Annotated in this window: 14 protein-coding genes and 4 pseudogenes; 8 read left to right on the forward strand and 10 right to left on the reverse strand. The window is 45.4% G+C overall.

Features of this window, described 5'->3' with window-relative positions:
• Positions 1-75 precede the first annotated feature (75 nt).
• The 5 genes from ENTMO_RS0104485 to ENTMO_RS0104505 form a co-directional block, all read right to left on the reverse strand.
• On the reverse strand, positions 76-1,038 hold the full coding sequence (locus tag ENTMO_RS0104485) for an NmrA family NAD(P)-binding protein (protein WP_010427620.1): 963 nt from the start codon (positions 1,036-1,038) through the stop codon (positions 76-78).
• 48 nt (positions 1,039-1,086) lie between these two features.
• Positions 1,087-2,022 carry a helix-turn-helix domain-containing protein gene (locus ENTMO_RS23780; protein WP_010427622.1) on the reverse strand — a complete coding sequence of 312 codons (936 nt, stop codon included), beginning with the start codon at positions 2,020-2,022 and terminating at the stop codon, positions 1,087-1,089.
• Positions 2,012-2,644 carry a TetR family transcriptional regulator gene (locus ENTMO_RS0104495; RefSeq protein WP_010427623.1) on the reverse strand — a complete coding sequence of 211 codons (633 nt, stop codon included), beginning with the start codon at positions 2,642-2,644 and terminating at the stop codon, positions 2,012-2,014. The genes ENTMO_RS23780 and ENTMO_RS0104495 overlap by 11 nt, the downstream gene beginning before the upstream one ends.
• 104 nt (positions 2,645-2,748) lie before the next feature.
• Positions 2,749-5,883 carry an efflux RND transporter permease subunit gene (locus ENTMO_RS0104500; protein WP_010427625.1) on the reverse strand — a complete coding sequence of 1,045 codons (3,135 nt, stop codon included), beginning with the start codon at positions 5,881-5,883 and terminating at the stop codon, positions 2,749-2,751.
• A gap of 9 nt (positions 5,884-5,892) precedes the next feature.
• Positions 5,893-7,050: an efflux RND transporter periplasmic adaptor subunit gene (locus ENTMO_RS0104505; RefSeq protein WP_010427627.1), complete on the reverse strand. Its 1,158-nt coding sequence runs from the start codon at positions 7,048-7,050 to the stop codon at positions 5,893-5,895.
• A 55-nt stretch (positions 7,051-7,105) separates the two neighbouring features.
• Between ENTMO_RS0104505 and ENTMO_RS0104510 the strand changes: the two genes are divergently transcribed.
• The 3 genes from ENTMO_RS0104510 (at position 7,106) to ENTMO_RS0104520 (ending at position 10,512) form a co-directional block, all read left to right on the forward strand.
• Positions 7,106-7,732 (forward strand): TetR/AcrR family transcriptional regulator, encoded by a 627-nt coding sequence (locus ENTMO_RS0104510; RefSeq protein ID WP_010427628.1) that lies wholly within the window; start codon positions 7,106-7,108, stop codon positions 7,730-7,732.
• Between the two features lie 945 nt (positions 7,733-8,677).
• Positions 8,678-9,889, forward strand: coding sequence for a phosphoadenosine phosphosulfate reductase (locus ENTMO_RS24990; protein WP_010427629.1), 1,212 nt, complete (start codon positions 8,678-8,680; stop codon positions 9,887-9,889).
• Positions 9,886-10,512 carry an IbrB-like domain-containing protein gene (locus ENTMO_RS0104520; RefSeq protein ID WP_041951359.1) on the forward strand — a complete coding sequence of 209 codons (627 nt, stop codon included), beginning with the start codon at positions 9,886-9,888 and terminating at the stop codon, positions 10,510-10,512. The genes ENTMO_RS24990 and ENTMO_RS0104520 overlap by 4 nt, the downstream gene beginning before the upstream one ends.
• A 311-nt stretch (positions 10,513-10,823) precedes the next feature.
• On the opposite strand, the pseudogene ENTMO_RS26060 reads toward ENTMO_RS0104520, so the two are convergent.
• Together ENTMO_RS26060 and ENTMO_RS26415 are read right to left on the reverse strand one after the other, a co-directional pair.
• Positions 10,824-10,973: pseudogene (locus tag ENTMO_RS26060) on the reverse strand (IS3 family transposase); the annotation flags it as partial.
• Between the two features lie 122 nt (positions 10,974-11,095).
• Positions 11,096-12,243: pseudogene (locus ENTMO_RS26415) on the reverse strand (transposase).
• Positions 12,244-12,431: 188 nt separating this feature from the next.
• Between ENTMO_RS26415 and ENTMO_RS0104530 the strand changes: the two are divergent.
• Positions 12,432-13,400, forward strand: a complete 969-nt coding sequence (locus ENTMO_RS0104530; protein WP_010427634.1) for an IS110 family RNA-guided transposase — start codon at positions 12,432-12,434, stop codon at positions 13,398-13,400.
• A gap of 70 nt (positions 13,401-13,470) precedes the next feature.
• Here the strand turns inward: ENTMO_RS0104530 and ENTMO_RS25690 are convergent.
• Positions 13,471-13,910: pseudogene (locus ENTMO_RS25690) on the reverse strand (transposase); the annotation flags it as partial.
• 121 nt (positions 13,911-14,031) lie between these two features.
• Positions 14,032-14,613 carry a TetR/AcrR family transcriptional regulator gene (locus tag ENTMO_RS0104545; RefSeq protein WP_041951360.1) on the reverse strand — a complete coding sequence of 194 codons (582 nt, stop codon included), beginning with the start codon at positions 14,611-14,613 and terminating at the stop codon, positions 14,032-14,034.
• A 97-nt stretch (positions 14,614-14,710) separates the two neighbouring features.
• On the opposite strand from ENTMO_RS0104545, the gene ENTMO_RS0104550 reads away from it, so the two are divergent.
• The 4 genes and pseudogenes from ENTMO_RS0104550 (at position 14,711) to ENTMO_RS0104565 (ending at position 18,213) form a co-directional block, all read left to right on the forward strand.
• A complete protein-coding gene (locus ENTMO_RS0104550; RefSeq protein ID WP_010427641.1) occupies positions 14,711-15,916 on the forward strand; it encodes an MFS transporter in 1,206 nt (401 codons plus the stop codon).
• A gap of 37 nt (positions 15,917-15,953) precedes the next feature.
• Positions 15,954-16,547, forward strand: a complete 594-nt coding sequence (locus tag ENTMO_RS0104555; RefSeq protein ID WP_010427642.1) for a sugar O-acetyltransferase — start codon at positions 15,954-15,956, stop codon at positions 16,545-16,547.
• Between the two features lie 13 nt (positions 16,548-16,560).
• Positions 16,561-17,092 (forward strand): annotated as a pseudogene (locus ENTMO_RS25695) (IS3 family transposase); the annotation flags it as partial.
• A 308-nt stretch (positions 17,093-17,400) separates the two neighbouring features.
• Complete coding sequence (locus ENTMO_RS0104565; RefSeq protein ID WP_010427646.1) at positions 17,401-18,213, forward strand: Cof-type HAD-IIB family hydrolase; 813 nt, start codon at positions 17,401-17,403, stop codon at positions 18,211-18,213.
• A 249-nt stretch (positions 18,214-18,462) separates the two neighbouring features.
• Here ENTMO_RS0104565 and ENTMO_RS0104570 read toward each other — a convergent pair whose 3' ends face one another.
• Positions 18,463-19,872 carry a 6-phospho-beta-glucosidase gene (locus tag ENTMO_RS0104570; protein WP_010427648.1) on the reverse strand — a complete coding sequence of 470 codons (1,410 nt, stop codon included), beginning with the start codon at positions 19,870-19,872 and terminating at the stop codon, positions 18,463-18,465.
• Positions 19,873-19,916: the final 44 nt, after the last annotated feature.

Raw genomic sequence — 19,916 nt, forward strand, 5'->3', positions numbered from 1 at the left:
GCAGTTGCATGTATAACATCCCTGTTAACCGAGGTGAGCTTTTTTAGTCATTGACTCATATTTCCTGATTATTCTTTATTTTATATCACGCCAGTGAGTCACTTTATTTTCCCATATGTAACGGTAGTTGTTAATTAAATCCTGCGCTGTTCGGGGTTTTCGGCATGTCAGAAAAGTAAAATCAGTAGATTTAACGTCAAGCAGACCTTCAGCTATACTGGCTTCATTCGTGACCATATCATTTCCACACCACGGTACCGGCGATGCAGAAAAATTTTGGTCAGTGTCACGCGGTATATTGATTGAGTCCAGATACCTGAAGAACTCTTCCTGGTCTACAGGGCAATACTCGATATTAATACCTGAGGCATTGCTTACCAGTTCACATAGCTCGCGCTGAGATACAGATTGTGAGCCAGTAATGATATAAGCCTGCCGACCTTGCCCCGCGCCTAATAATAATGCCGAACCAGCCAGTGCACTATCATCTTTCGCAATAAAAGTTGCTTTTCCTTCTCCTGCGGTCGTGTACCATTTATTACCGGACATTAATGATAACATTACGGATGTTGTCAGATAGTTTTCAAGATAAAGATTATTTCGCATAACATTAAAATCCAGGCCACAATCGCGCAGATAAAATTCTGTAGCCGTATGATCTGGCGTAACATAAACATGAGCATAGGCCGGATTTGTTGCGCCCAGGAATGAAGTATATGTAATGTGTTCCATTCCCGCATTTACTGCTGCATCAATAACATTTTTATGCTGCCGAACCCGTTTATCTCCAATCAGGACGCCTGAGACCATAAAAAGACGCGTTCCGCCTGCAAAAGACTTTTCCATCCCTTCAGGATCATCATAATTCGCCTGTCTGAGCTCTATCCCAAGTGATTTCCAGCAGTTACGTAATTCAGAATCTATTCTGCCGGGCTCAGGACAGGTAAAAATTAATTCCTCAGGATTCGCACTTGAAATCATATTTTCAGCGACACGTCCCCCTAACTTCCCGTCAACCCCCGTGATAACATATTTCATACATTCTCCTTAGTTAAAATTGATCTTGATTCAGTTTGCCATAGCCGGTCAAGGCTGAACATCTTTCAGGCAATACATAAACCTGTCGACAACAGGTTTATGTATTGCATCACAACACGGCACCAGATAGTTACAACTTATAAAATTTGATTGTAATGAATGTATCCTTTTGTCAGAGATAAAATAGCGCTCAATATCATACCCTTTTCTCCTGACGATACCCAATCGGGGCAAATGATAGCGGTTCACATCCATAATAAATTGCTGAAAATCCGCCCTGGTGCCCGAGTAATTAAACCGAACATAATTACCTTCCGGGATTATGATTTTTTTTAATTTATCATTCCCGGTAAATTTCACCATACACTCCTCTTCTGTTGCTGTAGAAAACCTTATCATCCCCCAGGGTTTTCCTGAACAGCTCGGCTCAAAGTGACTGATGCCACTGAGATAGGACGGAAGTTCCGGGTAGTGTCTGAAATGTCTGTTAAAAAAATTCATTCTCACATCTATATCAAACTTGTTAAGGCCTTCAAAGAGACAAGTATAAGGAAATGAATGCTGCATACCGATTAAAGTTTGTTGTGGTACTACAATAATGTCAGGCTCTGATACCGGATATTTTATCCTCTGATATGGTGGATAAAGCTGTGAACAATCCCATACAGCTTTATTTCTGTATCTCGCTGGCGTCTGGTGGAAATAATCCTTGAAAGAACGCGTAAACGCCTGTTGCGTGGTGAAACCATATTTCAGCGCAATATCTAGAATATGAGCCCGGGTTATATGCAACTCTGTAGCAGCGGCAGATAACTTTCGCAAGCGAATATAACGACTAAGGGTAACACCTGTTAGCTCATGGTAAAAGCGCTGCAAATACCATTTCGAATATCCTGATTTCGCCGCCACCGTATCCAGAGATAACTTTGACGCTAGCTGAGATTCAATCCACTCAGTGAGGTCGTAAATGACATCATGTTGCATTGCACACCTCCTTATTACCAAGAACAATATCAAAAACGAAATTAAATGCTGACAGAGAATGAATAATCTTCGCGCGATCAGAAGGCATCAAAACAATAGTTCTGAGAACTCCCATGAAAACATAGAAAATTGCTGGACTAAGTGTTTTTGTTGATATATCAGTTTGTACAATTCCTTTTTTCTGGGCATCTGATAAAACGGAATCAATCATGACGAACAGGTCACCCATTTTATCCTCCCCTGAAATATGAGCATCGCGTAACATTCCGGTATATTCATGGCGGAATACAGTCATCTCAATCACATTACGCAGATGCCGGTTTCCCTCTACATCTTTAATCCCCTCTAATAAACACTTGTACAGCGCCATAACAGGGTCCGGGCGCATTTTTACCAGTTCGATTTCCGTAAACAGAAAAAGCGGTGTCCGTTCAACAACTTGTTTAACAAGACCATTTTTCCCACTAAAATGCCAGTAAATGGCCCCCCGGGTACATCCGGCTTTGGTGGCTATCATCTGCAATGTAGTACGACAGATGCCCGTATCCCGAAAACATTGCTCCGCAGCGTCTAAAATATGCTCCCGGGTTTCTTCAGCATCCTGTCTGGTACGTCTGACCATTTGCAAGTCTCCAGAATAAATTCAGCAGTTTCATAAAAAGACGCTGCACAGCTCTACGGTTTCAGCACCGGTATCCATTACGAATACCAGTACCTTTCACATCACTATTTTTCTTCCTTAGTGACCTGTATTCCTTTTCCGGTGGATTTCTTCGTAAAAAATCCCGCAACAAGTACATAAAACAGGGGGATGTAAAAAATGGCCAGTATGGTAGCCGTCAGCATTCCTCCTACAACGCCTGTACCAATGGCATGTTTGCTTCCTGAGCTTGCACCTGTAGCAATCGCAAGAGGGATTACACCAACAATAAATGCAAGGGACGTCATAATGATGGGGCGCAGCCGCACTCTTGCAGCTTCAGTTGCTGCTTCCGAAAGCGACATACCATGTTTTTCATGAAGTTCACGTGCGAACTCGACTATCAGTATTGCGTTCTTTGCTGACAGGCCAATTGTTGTCAATAGCCCAACCTGGAAAAACACATCATTCCCCAGCCCGCGTAACAGCGTCGCCCCTACGGCCCCAATCACTCCCAGCGGAATGACTAACATGACAGAAAAAGGAATACTCCAGCTTTCATAAAGCCCTGCCAGACAAAGGAACACGATAATAAGGGACAGTGCATAAAGCGCTGGCGCCTGCGAGCCGGAAAGGCGTTCTTCAAAGGAAAGACCAGTCCAGGCAACATTCAACCCCTGTGGCAATTTTGCGGCAATCTCTTCTACAGCCTTCATCGCATCGCCAGAACTGTAACCCGGAGCCGGCTCACCAAGAAGTTCAACGGCAGGCAAGCCGTTATAACGCTCCAGTTTCGGAGAACCATAAATCCATTTTCCGCTGGCAAATGATGAGAATGACACCATCTCGCCGTCGCTGTTGCGTACATACCACTTATCAAAATCCTCCGGGGAAATTCGTGAACTGGCTTCCCCCTGGATGTATACTTTTTTTACACGACCGCGGTCATTGAAATCATTGACATAAGACGAACCCCACGCGGCAGACATGGTATCATTTACATCTGAAAGACTGAGTTTCAGAGCCTGCACTTTCTCGTCATCAATAAGGATTTGGTACTGCGGCTCATCATTCATGCCATTAGGGCGAACCATCTGCAGCGCCGGGTTTTGTGCTGCCATCCCAAGAAACATATTTCGTGCCTGCATTAATTTTTCATGCCCGCCTCCGGTTGTGTCCTGAATAAACAGGTTAAAACCTGTCGCATTACCCAGTTCCATGACTGCGGGAGGTGCGAAAGAAATGACGGTTCCTTCTTTTATTGTGCTGAAATAGCCCATCGACCTTCCTGCCAGTTCGAACACGGAGCCTTTTCTTTCACTCCACGGTTTGAGTCCGACGAAAACCATGGCGGAACCCTGACCGCGTCCGGCAAAGTTAAATCCGTTGATGAGCATCGTTGTGGCAACCATGTCCTTTTCCTGTGTCAGAAAATATTCCGATACTTTGGTTAGCACTTTCTGGGTCTGCTCCGCGCTACTGTTTGGTGGCATCTGTACCTGCACAAAAAGATTTCCCTGATCTTCATCAGGCAAAAATGAGGTCGGTATCTGAGGGAACAGAGCGACAAGCAATGCAATGATTGCCATAAAGAATAACATCGCTCTTTTCCTGGCCCTTAACGTACGGTCAACGCCGTTGCGGTAAAGAACGGTTCCCCGTTCAAATTTACGGTTAAACCAGCCGAAAAATCCTTTTTTTGCCTGAGCACCGTTGTGGGATTGTTTAAGAATAGTTGCACAAAGCGCCGGGGTAAAAATGAGGGCAACAAGCACCGACAGCGCCATCGCAGAAACAATGGTGATGGAGAACTGACGGTAAATCACGCCAGTGGAACCACCGAAAAACGCCATCGGAAGAAATACAGCAGAAAGGACCAGACCGATCCCTACCAGAGCGCCAGAAATCTGTTCCATGGATTTTCGGGTCGCTTCAAGCGGCGAAAGTTTTTCTTCTTCCATCAGACGCTCGACGTTCTCGACAACGACTATCGCATCGTCGACGAGAAGACCAATGGCCAGTACCAGACCAAACATGGTCAGTATGTTAATTGTAAACCCGAACGCGGACATAATACCGAAGGTGCCCAGCAACACGACCGGAATGGCCAGTGTGGGGATGAGCGTCGCTCTCCAGTTTTGCAAAAAAATCAACATCACTACGAAAACGAGGACGATAGCTTCGATAAGGGTATGTACCACCCCTTCAATCGAGGCACTTATGACTGGCGAAGTATCATAGGGATAAATAATCTCAACCCCTTCAGGTAACCCCGGCTTGAGTTCGTCCAGTTTCGCCTTGACGGCTTTAATTGTGTCAAGGGCATTGGCTCCGGTAGCCAAGCGTAACGCAATAGCTGTACTGGGTAGGTTTTTACCGTATTTAGACTGTATTGAAAAACTTTCGGAACCCAAGCTTACTCTGGCGACATCTTTTAATAAAACCCGTGAACCGTCAGGCTGTACTTTGAGAAGAATATTTTCAAACTGCTCAGGTTTTGTGAACCTTGTTTTCCCGATGACTGTCGCACTAAGTTCAGTATTTTCATTTGTCGGCAATCCCCCCAGTTGCCCGGCGGATACCTGAACGTTCTGAGCCTGAATCGCTGAGCTTACATCCAGCGGTCTAAGCTTGTAGCCATTGAGTTTATTTGGATCCATCCAGATACGCATCGCATACTGGGCTCCCATCATGGTGAAATCACCGACGCCATTTATGCGTGTCAGCGGATCCTGAATGTTTGATACCAGATAATCTCCAAGGTCAAAGCTACTCAGCCGGCCATCTGTTGAAACAAGTCCTGCAAGTAGCAAAAAGTTAATCTGATATTTTGCCACTCGAATCCCCTGGTCCTGTACTTCGTCCGGTATTAAAGGGGTAGCCAGTGATAACTTATTTTGTACCTGGACCTGAGCAATATCCGGATCTGTACCCTGATCAAAAGTCACAGTAATTGTGAATGATCCGTCGGAATTACTTTCGGATTTAAGATAACGTAAATTATCAAGGCCATTCAGTTGCTGCTCGATAACCTGCACGACAGTATCCTGAACCGTATCTGCCGATGCTCCCGGATAAGACCCCGTAACAGCAATCGCAGGTGCAGCGATATTTGGATACTGATTTACAGGTAAATTCATTATGGAAAGAGCACCAGCCAGCATAATAATGATGGCCACAACCCACGCAAGCACGGGGCGGTCAATAAAAAAACGTGACATCACGACCCCTTACTTAGGCTGAGTAGATACAGAAGATGAAGGCGCTTCGGCCTGAGCAATCTTTACTTCACTACCGGGCTGAGCCTTTTGTGTTCCATCCACAATCACACGATCTCCACTTTGTAGTCCATCGCGTATCAGCCACTGATTACCTACCACCCTGTCCGTCACAACTGATTTACGGATCACCTTATTATCTTTATCGACGACAAGGGCTGATGCCTGGCCTGTAGGATCACGGCTAATCCCTCTTTGCGGAACAAGAAGTGCATTCTCACTGACACCTTCCTGCAATTTTGCGCGCACGAACATTCCCGGCAATAAACGACCATCCGGGTTCGGGAACTCAGCACGGATAATGACAGAGTCGGTGCTTTCATCTACCGTTACTTCTGATAGTTTGATACGGCCCGGGTCTGAATATTCAGTCCCATTATCCAGCAGGAGTTTCACTTCAGCCTGTTCTTTACCATTTTGTTTCAGACGGCCTGCTGCGAATTCATCCTGTAATCTAAGAAGAGCAGTGGAAGACTGTGGGATATCCACATAAATAGGGTCGAGCTGCTGGATCGTTGCAAGAGCATTAGTCTGATTAGCGGTAAGCAGTGCTCCCTGAGTATATGAAGAGCGACCAATGCGGCCAGATATTGCAGCAGTGATTGTTGTATAACCTAAATCGATTCGGGCTGAGTCAACATCAGCCTGTGCCTGCAACCAGGATGACCGTGCATCATCCCGGTCCTGTTGACTTATCGCTCTCGTTTTCAGAAGTCGTTCATAACGCTGGGCTAACAATCTGGATGACTCAAGGCTGGCTTCAGCTTTAGCAAGCGTTGCCCGGTAAGGAGCCGGATCTATCTGATATAATGCCTGTCCGGCTTCAACAATGGCACCTTCATCGAATAATCTTTTCTGTAGTATACCTCCAACCTGAGGGCGTACTTCAGCAGTCCTGAATGAAGACGTTCGACCGGGCAGTTCTGTTGTCAGCGCGACGTTTGCTCCGGTTAATGTAACAATTCCAACCTCTGGAACTGAATTATGAACGGGCCGCTGTGGCTGGTCACAGCCGCTGAGCGTAAGGGTAAGTAGTATCGACAGCGCCGGATACGCAGGACGAAAAAGCACAAACATTGTGAGCGTTCTCTCTGTAGTTTGAATGTTCATTCTAGTATATTCATACTAAAATATAACTTGCAAGAGATATTGAAGAGGTAAACTAATGAGCGAAATACAGGACGAAGAGATCGGCGCAAAAAGTAAGGACAGGAGAAAGCAGGTTCTTGATGCAGCAGGAAAATGTTTCCGAAACCTTGGGTTTCATGGGTGCAGCATTGCCAGGATTTCAAAAGAGTCGGGCATGAGCCCGGGCCACATCTATTATCATTTCGCTAACAAAGAAGCCATTGTTGAAGCCTTGGTAGCACAACAGGAAAGCACGATGTTTGAACTCATCAATGACATAGCGGCATCTCCTACTGATGAAAAACTTGCTGTAACGCTAAAAAGGCAAACGGCACGAATGGTTGAACTACATACCTCTCCGGAATTTATTGGTTTATGGCTTGAAATTGCCGCTGAAGCGGTACGTAATCCTAACGTTTCAAAAGTACTTCAGTTATCCCATAATACGATTAGCAGCAGATTTAATGAACAATTGCTCAAAAGAACTCACAAAAATGATGATAGCGAAATCAGTCAGTTGCGTACACGTATGGATATTATTGCATCTATATTTAGTGGCTTATCACAGCATACAGCATTGAGATCGCACCATGCGAATGGAGATAAAGAAACGCTCATCGAAATGATAAATTCTGTGATTGATCTCTTTTTCGGGGAATACTAGTCAATATAATGCCATAAGCTTAAAAATAAAGATCCGGGCCCTCTCCTTTTGGGAGGGCTAAGCAAAAGAGATGCAAATACTTCACGGGAAATATTTTCTTAATTAAAATCATTTCTTAATAGTTTTAAGCCTTTTTCTTCTTTTTATTACGATTTTTCTTGCTTGTTTATCACGGCGGCACATTATCACGCTCACAATTAATGAAAACACTGCTAAAAAAAGCAATAATAAGTCAATCATTTTACACCCATCTGCGATAGTGAATATTATAATTTAACCGTCCAGTGAAATGGCCTGACAGTATAAAACTTAATTTACGGTTGTAGATTATCTTTCTGACTATCCTAAACGAGGCCGACTAATGAACAACACTATAACCTCTTTGTGAAGGAAAGCTCCATAGCAGACTGTAAATACTCTTTTAAAAATTCAAAAAAACCCACCACTAAACGAATAGCGGTGGGAAAACTCAGAGTTACAATGATGATGTTTACTCGCAGGCATAATAACACTATTGTATATTCCATAAGGAATAATTTGTGCTATCCAATTCTTTGGGGGGTGCATTATCAGTTTTTGTGAGGTAACTCCTTGTCTTTAATTCTAATTTACTTCACGACATAGGGAAAGGTAACTTTCTTGGATATTCTTATAAATTTAATTAAATACTCATGATCTACAATTACTTACCACTCATTCAAATTTCATATTATTAGAACAACTGACCTCAATGCCCACATAAATATTATTTGATAATAAATCATTACAAATGCTTTCGCGATGCATTGTAACCTATTGAGAATTCATCATATTCACTAGATGTGGCTTTATGTAATTAATTGTAAAACTCCTTTATAGCACATATTGCTAATATAGATGTTGTTAATGCTATCATCAGTTGATAATGTACCAATAATTTTATATTTATAATTACTGGAGGCGATTTTGGTAAATAAAATAAAATTAGGCGAAAATGTTCTGGAGGCCGCCAAGGATAGGATTGGTTGGATTTTTGATACTTTTCAGAGAGTTAACGTTTCTTTCTCAGGAGGTAAAGATTCTACGGTCCTAATACATTTAGTGGCTGAAATAGCTCGTAGTAGAAAGCGTAAGTTTAGTGTATTGTTTATTGATTGGGAAGTACAATTTTCTTTAACTATCGATCATATACAAAAAATAAAAGAATTCTATGCTGATTGTATTGAATATTTTTATTGGGTAGCACTCCCAATAACTACAGTGAACGGAGTCTCCCAGTACCAACCCGAATGGGTTGCTTGGCAACCGGACACAGACTGGGTTCGTCAACCTCCACCCTATGCGATAACTGACCCAGCTTTTTTCCCTTTTTATCGGCATGCAATGACTTTTGAAGAATTTGTACCTGCTTTCGCAAGTTGGTTCGCTCAGAAAAAAAGTGCAGCCATATTAATTGGAATACGTACTGATGAGTCACTTAATCGCTTTTGTGCGATTAATTCTTATAAAAAGCTCCGTTACGCTGATAACAAACCCTGGACAACAGCATCGCAAGAAGGGTTTTATTACAATGCCTACCCTATATATGACTGGAAGGTTAACGACGTTTGGCGTTATCATGCTAAAACTAGTAATATTTATAATTCACTTTATAATCTTATGTTCCAAGCTGGTGTGCCATTGAGTTCAATGCGCATTTGCGAACCTTTCGGCCCTGAACAACGAAAAGGATTATGGCTTTATCATGTACTTGAACCTGCCACATGGGAAAAAGCTTGCCAACGCGTGGCTGGTGCTAATTCCGGTGCAGTGTATGCCAACCAAACTGGAAATTATTTTGGTAATCGAAAAATTACCAAACCCGCTCATCATAGCTGGAAAAGCTATGCGATGTTCCTACTGGATAGCATGCCATCGAAAACAGCAGAACATTATCGTAATAAAATTGCAATCTATTTAAAATGGTACAAAACTCGGGGTTTTCCGGTCGATATACCTGATATTCAGGAAAGAGATCTTTGTACAAAAGATATTCCCTCATGGAGACGCATTTGTAAGACACTTATACGCAATGATTTTTGGTGCCGTACTCTATCATTCAGCCCTAATAAAGCTCATAGTTATGAAAAATATCTGCATCGCATGCAGGAAAAACGTAAAGAATGGAATATAATATGAAAATTGAACAATTTTTTAAACCCCTATCTGAAGTTCTTAACACAATGACTTGTGATGAACAGATAGAAGCTATTAACTCTTTAAAAATTTTTTTACATAACCATGGCCCTTTCAGTGATGAGCCGGTGGACTGTGTGTTATGGATAAAAGCCGAGAAAGTACTGGCAAACGATTATAATCCTAATATAATAGCTGCGTCAGAAAAAAGACTACTGCTTACGTCCATAAACAAAGATGGATATACACAGCCCGTTGTCGTTTGTCAGGAAAAAGGACAGTATATTGTGGTTGATGGATTTCACCGAACCCTTCTAGGTAAGGAAAATAAACTTCTTAACAACCGTTTAAAAAATCACCTGCCGGTTGCATGTATCCGTGACAGTCAGACTGAAAAATCAGATCGTATTGCGGCGACAATTCGTCATAATCGAGCCCGAGGGAAACATCAAATTATGGCTATGTCAGATATAGTCAAAGACCTTACAAATTTAGGCTGGAAAGATGAACAAATTGCCAAAGAATTAGGTATGGATGCAGATGAAGTACTCAGACTCAAACAAATTACAGGGTTAATAGAGTTATTTATAGACAGTGATTTTTCTGAAGCATGGACAGTTGAATAAAACTTCAAATTTTGCCTTTGCCATAGGTTATTCCCTGTGCCTGCAATTATTCGTCATTTCCCCTGACGATAACCCGGACAGCACAGTAAAGAGACAAGCCGTCAGGCCCTTCTTGAGTCACGCGTATCGATGAGGAGAAGCCTCGCATGAGGTACTTCCCGGTTACCGACGGGTCCAGGGAAGACACATAGCTGGTCGTTCAGAGTGTGCGTCAGGAAACCGGGAAGTCTTCACTGCATCAGTGATCTCACCGGTCAGGCAAAACAACAAGCATGATGATGAAAACTTACACTGACATTCTTACTGTCATACGGTTTTCGTCGCCACACGGCCATCATGAGCGCATCCAGCGCCAGTTCGCGTGAGAGAGCGGGTTTCATTGACCAGCCCACCACATTCCGGGCGAAGAGATCGGTGACGACTGCCAGATACAGCCCGCCCTGCCAGGTACGGAGTAGAGTAAGAGGCAGGACGTAGTCGGACTATTTTCCTGCCACTCCTCCCCAAACCTGACGTACACCTTTCAGCGCATCCAGCTTTCCGTCTAAATGCTGGCTAATGCCATTGCCACTTCCGGATACCGTTACGTGTACGTGTTTCTGGTCTCTGTCCTCATTAAGGGTTACCCTCGGGCAGACACCAGCTGGACAACTTCTTGCCTTGCCCGACCATCCGGTACAGGATCTCGCCCGCAAGATTGCCATGGCCGGTTCTATATTAACGGGCCAGCCGGTCAGCCAGCTTCCAGAATACCACACGGTCGATATAACTGAAAATTTTCGCCTTAAAATCAACGAACTGGTAGAACGCATCCCAGAACCTCAGTTTCCGGTTGAGTTGACCAACCATATCGATCTTATTTTCACTGTAATTGCTTGATAACAATGTCGTCAGGGATGCCGCGAAGTTTCTGGCCTTATCCCGTGGAATTGTCGTGACTACCCGCATATCACCATAGCGACTGCGTTTGCGGATGATTCGATGTCCCAGAAAGTTAAAGCCATCATTAACATGGGTGATTCTGGTCTTGTCCATGTTCAGCCTGAGTTTCAGGCTGTCTTCGAGCACGCTACGACACTCCTCCCTGATGGCTCCCGCCTGTGATTTAGTGCCTTTGACGATGAGGACGAAATCATCGGCATAGCGGCAGTACCCCCACCGCGGGTTCCAGAGTTTGTCGCGAACATCCTGCGGTGCACTAACCAGCAACGCACGAAGCTGATTAATCGCTTGCGTGCGGGCTTTGACTGCACTACGCCGGGCAACGCTAATAATCCGAAGAGCTTCACACGCGCCGGACTGCATTTTTGGTATGGCCTTGCTACTCCCCGATAGCACCGTACGGGCGGCATTCTCTGCATCCAGTGGATCTGATTTCCCTTCAAGACTACGTTTTGAGCGATTTGGCCCGGTTAACTTCAACCACATAAATGCCATTCTTAATGAGATAACGTGTTCCCTTGCATAGTACCGCGCGGCCTTTTTCAGGATATCCCGTTCTTCTTCCGTACACTTCAGTTGCGCCCTGAGCTTCAGAATTTCGATTTTTGCCTCCAGCAAATCCCGGGCATGCTGCTCATTGTTATCGGGCCTGATGGCCCGCAGCAATTTATAAAGGCTATGTGTAGAAACGCCCAGACGCCCGGATACTTCGGCAACGGAATAACCGCGCTCCGTTATCTGACGGACGGCTTCTTCCTTAAATTCAGGTGTAAATCGTGGTGTGCCCATACGCTCCTCCTTGTATCTCGAAAGTGGATTACTATGAACTGGCTTAGATTTGGCAAAGTCTGTGTAGTCCGATTCCTCCCGGGGTTATTGAAGCCCGTAGCATAGCCATTGACGCACAGGCTGAGCCGTTCATCTGAAGCCCGAACAGTTGTCCGAACTTCAAATCGTATTTGCAAGGGGGGGTATAGATGAGCGTGTCAAATCAACGTTGTGCAGGCATAGATGTTTCAAAAAGTACTCTGGATATTGCAATCAGCAATAATGCCAGCCAGTTCACTGCACCAAATGGAAGTGACGGTTTTACTCAAATTATCGGAGAATTAGAGCGAAATGAGACAAGATTGATCCTCATGGAAGCAACAGGAGGGCTGGAGTCAGGTGTAGCTTATGATCTTCAATCAGAAGGCTTTGACGTTGTCGTCATTAACCCACGTCAGGCTCGAGATTTTGCCCGTGCAATGGGCTATCTTGCGAAGACGGATCGTATTGATGCCAGAGTATTGCTTCAGATGTCTGAAGTGATTAACCAGCACCCGGAACGGGAAAAATACATCCGTCCCTTGCCTGATGCACACAGGCAGATTCTGGCAGCGATGGTGGTCAGACGCAGACAACTAACAATCATGCTTACAGCCGAACGAAACCGATTACATCCTTCGCATCCTCAGAGTTATGAAAGCATCAAATCAATTATTTCGGCACTGAAGGGTGAGCTGGCTCGCATTGAAGGTGAAATGGCGATTCACATCAAGGACCATTTCAGTGAGTTATCTGATCTACTGAGTGCAGTTAAAGGTGTTGGGGCTGCGACTGTTGCTGTATTGCTGGCTGAAGTTCCTGAGCTTGGTTCGCTCTCTCGACGTGAAATTAGCGCTCTTATTGGGGTTGCTCCAGTAAACAGGGATTCCGGCACGATGCGCGGTCGCCGAACAGTATTCGGAGGGCGAGCTTCCGTCCGTACAGCTCTCTATATGTCAGCTCTGGTTGGGACGAGGCACAATCCGGTAATAAAAGAGTTCTATACACGCCTGGTTGCCGCAGGAAAGCCCAAAAAAGTTGCACTGACGGCCTGCATCAGAAAATTGCTGACCATCCTGAACGCAATGCTGAAAAAGAATGAAGCATGGGATCCGATGTATCACCAGCATGCTTCATAGTCGCGCTCGAAAGACAGTTGCTATGCTCAAACTATAGGGCAGGATCGTCTACCGGGGTGGGGGCAGTCCAGTCGCGGATAAGCATCAGCAGACGCTGGTTATCTTTATCACGCGCCGAGACCGGGTTGTGCAGCCACGCATAGAACCCGGCCCGGGCGACATTCAGTACCCGACACATCGTCATCACACCCCATACAGTGCGGTGTTCATTGATAAAGCGGTACTTCAGTCGGGCTCCCTTGCAAAGTACCGCGCGGCCTTTTTCAGGATATCCCGTTCTTCTTCGGTGCGTTTGAGCTGCGCCCGGAGTTTCAGGATCTCGCTTTTGGCTTCCAGTAAATCCCGGGCATGCTGTTCGCTGTTATCAGGTTTGATAGCCCGTAGCCACTTGTAGAGGCTGTGTGCGGAAACGCCCAGACGGTCGGATACTTCGGCAACGGAATAACCGCGCTCCGTTATCTGACGGACGGCTTCTTCCTTAAATTCAGGTGTAAATCGTGGTGTGCCCATACGCTCCTCCTATACTCAAACTATAGGGCAGGATCGTCTACCGGGGCGGGGTCAGTCCATAAATGAATCTGAGGTGTCTGTTAAACCCATGGCGATTCAGGGTATCGCATTCAGAACAACCTCATGAGGCTATCTTTCGTACCAGCTGTTCAATATCCGCCCGTGCCATCGGATCCAGGCCAAAATAGTTATGGATACCAATACCTTCTATCAGGGCATCAATCGCACGCGCTGTTGGAGGTGTGAAATGTTGCTCAAGCGCCATCCGACTCTGTTTCATCCAGCTCTGGGTAAGCGCTTTCAACTGAGGGTTTCTTGAAACAAATGTATAGAGCTCAAAGCTAAGTGTAAGTGTGCGTGGAGACCCCCAAATCTTCCTGTCAATAATATCCACAACCGCAAGCAGAGCCTGTTCACGCGTTTCAGCAGCACCCAGAATCTCGCTGAACTCATTACTTATCTTGAAAGACAACAGAATAAATGCCTCTGCAATTAGCTGGTTTATGCTTTCAAAATAATATGTCAGCGATCCAAGAGAAACATCTGCCATTTCGGCGACCTTTCTCGCGGAGGTTCCCGCCACTCCGTATTGTTCAATAATATCCAGAGTAATGCTGATCAGACGTTCCCGACGCTGCGGATCATAGCGACGCTTTCGGCGGACAGATTGTTGAGCTAACTCTTTGTTACTATGTGCGTCCATATGTAAGTTCTCTTCAATGTGGTATACATTCATTACTTTATATGTACAATCGTGCATATAAAAGCTTTCTTTTTCATTCTAAAGAGTCGGAAGAGTTATGGATCAGACAATAAAAACGCATTCACCGTTAGTACGACGCCGAGCGCTTTTTGCGTTTTTTCTAGTGATAGGCGTTTCAATGGCTTCATGGGTAACACGTACTCCGGCTATTCGTGATCAGCTGTCTGCTTCTACTTCGGATATGGGGTGGATCCTGTTTGGGCTTTCTTCCGGCTCAATGGCTGGCCTTCTGAGTTCTAACTACCTGGTCGGGAAGTTTGGGACCCGTTGGGTCTCTGCCGTTGGTGTTTCCATCCTGGTGCTCGGACTTTTCACTGTAGGTCTGGGAACGTATATAAGCCATGCTCTTCTGGTCAGTTTTGGTTTATTTTTATTTGGTGCAGGTATGGGCTTATCCGAAATAGCAATCAACATTGAAGGTGCTGACGTTGAAGAAAAAATCGGCAAGCCGGTTCTGGCAGGTTTACACGGTTGCTTTAGTGCAGGCACTCTTATCGGAGCGATTATAGGCATCCAACTGACTGCCTGGCATTTTCCGGTTCAATACCATCTCTGGCTGATTGCAATGCTGTCCATACCGGCTGTTATCTTCGCAGCGAAGGGACTAACTTCAGGTTTTGGTCGGGCGCCGTCAGGCTACTCTTCATCAGGTCGTAACCATAAGAATAAATCGACCCACCTCTTGCGGGATAAGCGCCTACTCATGATTGGCATGATTATCATGGCGATGGCGCTGGCAGAAGGTGCCGCCAATGACTGGTTACCCTTGCTTATGGTGGACGGACACGGCTTCGCGCCAGCATCTGGTTCCCTCATCTATGCCGGATTTGCAGCAGGGATGACGGCAGGCAGATTTGCAGGTGCCTACTTCATTGCTCGCCTGGGAAGAGGTAAAGTCGTTTTTCTAAGCACTTTGTCATGCGCCGTAGGCCTTTCCCTAGCTATTTTTTCACCTCACCCTTCACTGGCAGCGTTGTCAGTTCTTTTCTGGGGTATGGGAGCATCACTAGGTTTCCCGGTCGCAATTTCTGCAGCTGGAGGTTCCGGACCGGATTCAAGCCGCCGGGTCAGCCTGGTGGCAACCGCAGGATATATATCTTTCCTCGTCGGGCCCCCATTACTGGGGTTCATCGGTGAACATATGGGGCTTCGAATGGCACTGGTTGTGGTTCTCGCGATAGTTATTCTCGCGGCATTCATGACTCCGGCAACAAAGCAGGACAAAGATACCAGGATGTGTTAGCCCATTTTAAATTAAATTAGATCACGGAATTTCTTAGATGAACGAAGCACAAAAAGCGGCAGCAGGTATGTTATACGATGCAAATTACGACGATGATTTACTGAAGAAACGGGATGAGGCGAAATCGAAACTCTTTACCTTAAATCACACATCATTCACAGAGAAGAAGAAAAGAGAGGACATTCTTCATAGTTTGCTTGGCAAGCATGGTGAAAATTTCACAATTGAAGGACCTTTCTATTGCGATTACGGCTATAACATTGAAATAGGTGAGAATTTCTATGCCAATGTTAACTTTACTGTTCTCGATGGCGCAAAAGTACAGATCGGAGACAATGTTTTTATCGCTCCAAACGTGGGAATTTATACCGCAGGGCATCCCCTTGATGCCGAGCGCAGGAATAAAGGGCTTGAGTATGCTCATCCGGTAACGATCGGAGATAATGTCTGGATAGGTGCTGGGGTAAACATCCTTCCTGGCGTTACGATTGGTTCAAATACCGTAATTGGTGCTGGCGCGGTCGTGCTCAGAGACGTACCTGATAATATGCTTGTTGCCGGCAACCCGGCCAGAATAATCAGAAAGATCACAGACGAAGATAGGCTAACTGGACAGACCCCATCCCGGTAGACGATCCTGCCCTATTAAAGAGGAAGCCGTCCGTCAAATTACTGAGCGCGGTTATTCCGTTGCCGAAGTATCCGGACGTCTGGGCGTTTCTACACATAGCCTTTATAAATTGCTGCGGGCCATCAGGCCCGATAACAATGAGCAGCATGCCCGGGATTTGCTGGAGGCAAAAAGCGAAATTCTGAAGCTCAGGGCGCAACTGAAGCGTACGGAAGAAGAACGGGATATCCTGAAAAAGGCCGCGCGGTACTTTGCAAGGGAGCCCGACTGAAGTACCGCTTTATTAATGAACACCGCGCTGTGTGGAGTGTCATGACGATGTGTCGGGTACTGAGGCCGGATTCTATGCGGGGCTGCACAACCCGGTCTCGGTACGCGATATAGACAATCAACGCCTGCTGACGCTCATCCGAGACTCATATGCCCTGAGTGGTGGCGTGTATGGTTACCGCCGGATTCATGGTGATCTGAATGAAATCGGTGAAACCTGCGGTAAAAATCGTGTAGGTCGCATTATGCAACTGAACCGGAGCAAAACCGTTCGACCAAAGAGATCCTGAGATGTCTAAAACGCTATATCGTCCGTGAGCTCTATCCACTGATTTTATCGGACCTCGCACATGCAAATCGTTAGCTTTTGACACAGGAGCGTCAATGCGGTTGCCGAATCGTTCTTCAGTTCGCTAAAAAAAGAGCGGTGCAGAAAACGGATCTATAAAACCCGGGATCTGGCCCGGGCGGATACAGATTGTACCCGTAATGCTAGTATCGGCTCCGTGTAACTGCATTGCACCAGAAAGAGAAAAACGATGCTCTATCTAATATTAAACATGACATTACCTGAGGAAATAAAATGAGAGTGAAGGTCATAGTAGCGGACATGGACGGAACTTTTCTTGATAACAATAGTGAGTATGACAGGACTCGTTTTATGAACCAGTACTGTAGGATGAAAGAACAGGGAATACGGTTCGTGGTAGCAAGCGGTAATCAGTACTATCAACTTGCATCATTTTTCCCAGGAATCCAAGATGAAATAGCCTTTGTGGCAGAGAATGGCGCCCTAGTTATTGATTCCGGAAAAGAAATATTTCACGGAGAGTTGAAAGATGGGAGCGCAAAAAAAATTAATCACATACTTGAAAGCTATGGTGATATCAACTTTGTGGTTTGCGGGTTGAAAAGTGCTTGGGTTAAAAAGGGAGTATCTGAGTCATTTCTGCAAAACATGAAAAAATACTATCACCGTTTGAAAGTTGTGAATAGCTATGATCAGATTGAGGATGTTATTTTTAAATATGCCCTGAGCCTAGATGATAAAGCAATCCCTGCCCTTTTAAAAGATTTGAGCACTCAGCTTGAAGCTATAATGACTCCGGTGACTAGTGGTCATGGTTCTTTGGATTTGATCATTCCCGGCATTCATAAGGCAAGTGGTATTCAACGGTTACTTAGTCGGTGGGATGTGGGTCGCGAGGAAGTCGTCGCGTTCGGCGATAGTGGAAACGATATTGAAATGCTGACATTCGCGAAATACTCATTTGCTATGCCAAACGCCACTGAAGCGGTCAAACGCGTTTCAACTTATACCACTGCAGATAACAACAATTACGGCGTGCTGGTCATGATAGATGAGATCCTGGCAGGGAACAGCCCGTTTCAATAATAGGAACTCTCAGCCAGCTGATTTCCAGCTTTAACCCGGGCAAAAAACAGGGGGTTCTGCCCAGTCTTCCCTGAGTCCATTTTGTAAGCTAAAACAGAGTTCCTGTATATAGAACATTAAGTTAGCAATGGTTCCGTGGTATCTCTCCGACCCCGGCTCAACTGATGCAATAGGAAAGCCGGCTGTGGCGCTTACTTCATTCCATCAGCAAAAAAGCCGTCCATTGACCAGGACGGCAACACTCCAGAATTATGCATGCACTTTGCGATCGTCCAACAGTTGCTCGACACTGTTTACTACTTCAGGCTTCGTCTGTTCAATTTCTGCAATAATCCCGGCAAATTTCGGTAAGTAGGCTTTATGCGCATACAGCAATTGGTCCAGTACCCTGATCGCCGCCTCACCTGCTGGGATTAGTGGATTAATGGTAAACGCATGTAATGCAGCACCGTAATCTCCAGTGACGGCTGCCTCAATCACTGTCTCTTCCATCGCTTTCATCAATTGAATCATGCCTCTCGCTGCTGGTGGCAATTGGCCCCAGCGTAAGGGTTCCGGTCCGTGCGAGGTAATTGCCGCCGTTACTTCGACTATACAGTCAAAAGGCAGATCGGCTATCGCGCCATTATTACGGGTGGAGACCACCATCAACTTACCGGTGTTGTTCTGAATCGACGAAATCAGATCACAGGCTGCATCGCTATAGTGCGCCCCACCACGTAAGCTCAACTCTTCCGGCTTATAGTTAAGGTTTACATCTTTATACAACTCAAACAGGCGCTGCTCGGTCTTTTTCACCACCTCCGCACGAGTCTCATAGCTATCGAACCCTTCTACCGCATGTTGCAGCATCGGCTCCTGCAGATAATAATAGCGGTGGTACCCGCAGGGCAGAATCCCCAAATGTTTAACCTGCTGGTAATAAAAAGGGATCTGATGAATATTTTTTAGTCCTTCATCTGTATTGCGAAGACTCTCAGGTGCATAAATTTTATCAATCAGCTCTGAGGTAAGTTCATTACCCTTCCGATCCCATACCCTGTGCCAGTGAAAATGATTAAGTCCGGCAAATTTAAACCAGAGATCATCTTCTTTAGCTGCCAGTACCTCGTATGCCTGGTTGATATGACCAAAGGGTACATTACATAAACCAACGGTTTTTTCCCAGTTACCATATTTAATTGCGGCTTCAGTCACCATTCCTGCGGGGTTGGTAAAATCGACCAACCAGGCATCCGGACAGAGAGCACGCATATCTTCAATAATTTCCAGTATCACCGGAATGGTGCGAAACGCCTTAAAAATGCCCCCTGCACCATTGGTCTCCTGCCCAAGTAAACCGTTTGCCAGCGGAATGACTTCATCCTTCAGCCTGGCATCCAGCAAGCCGACTCTAAACTGGGTGGTCACGTAGTCAGCCCCTTTAAGTGCTTCTTTTCTGTCGAGCGTTAGATGCACCTGCCAGTCCAGTTTGGCAGCGGCAATCATTCGTTTTGCCATGTTGCCAACAATTTCCATTTTTTCGACGCCCTCTTTGATATCTACCAGCCACAACTCGGCGATGGGCAACTGATCCTTGCGAAGAATAAGACCTTCAATCAGTTCAGGCGTATAACTGGAACCTCCGCCGATAGTGACAATTTTTATCTTATTTTGCATAGTTCAGAACTCCTTCATATTTCAGGTAGGGTGAATAGAAGCTT

The sequence above is a fragment of the Enterobacter mori LMG 25706 genome (assembly GCF_000211415.1).
GTDB classification, from domain to species: Bacteria; Pseudomonadota; Gammaproteobacteria; order Enterobacterales; family Enterobacteriaceae; genus Enterobacter; species Enterobacter mori.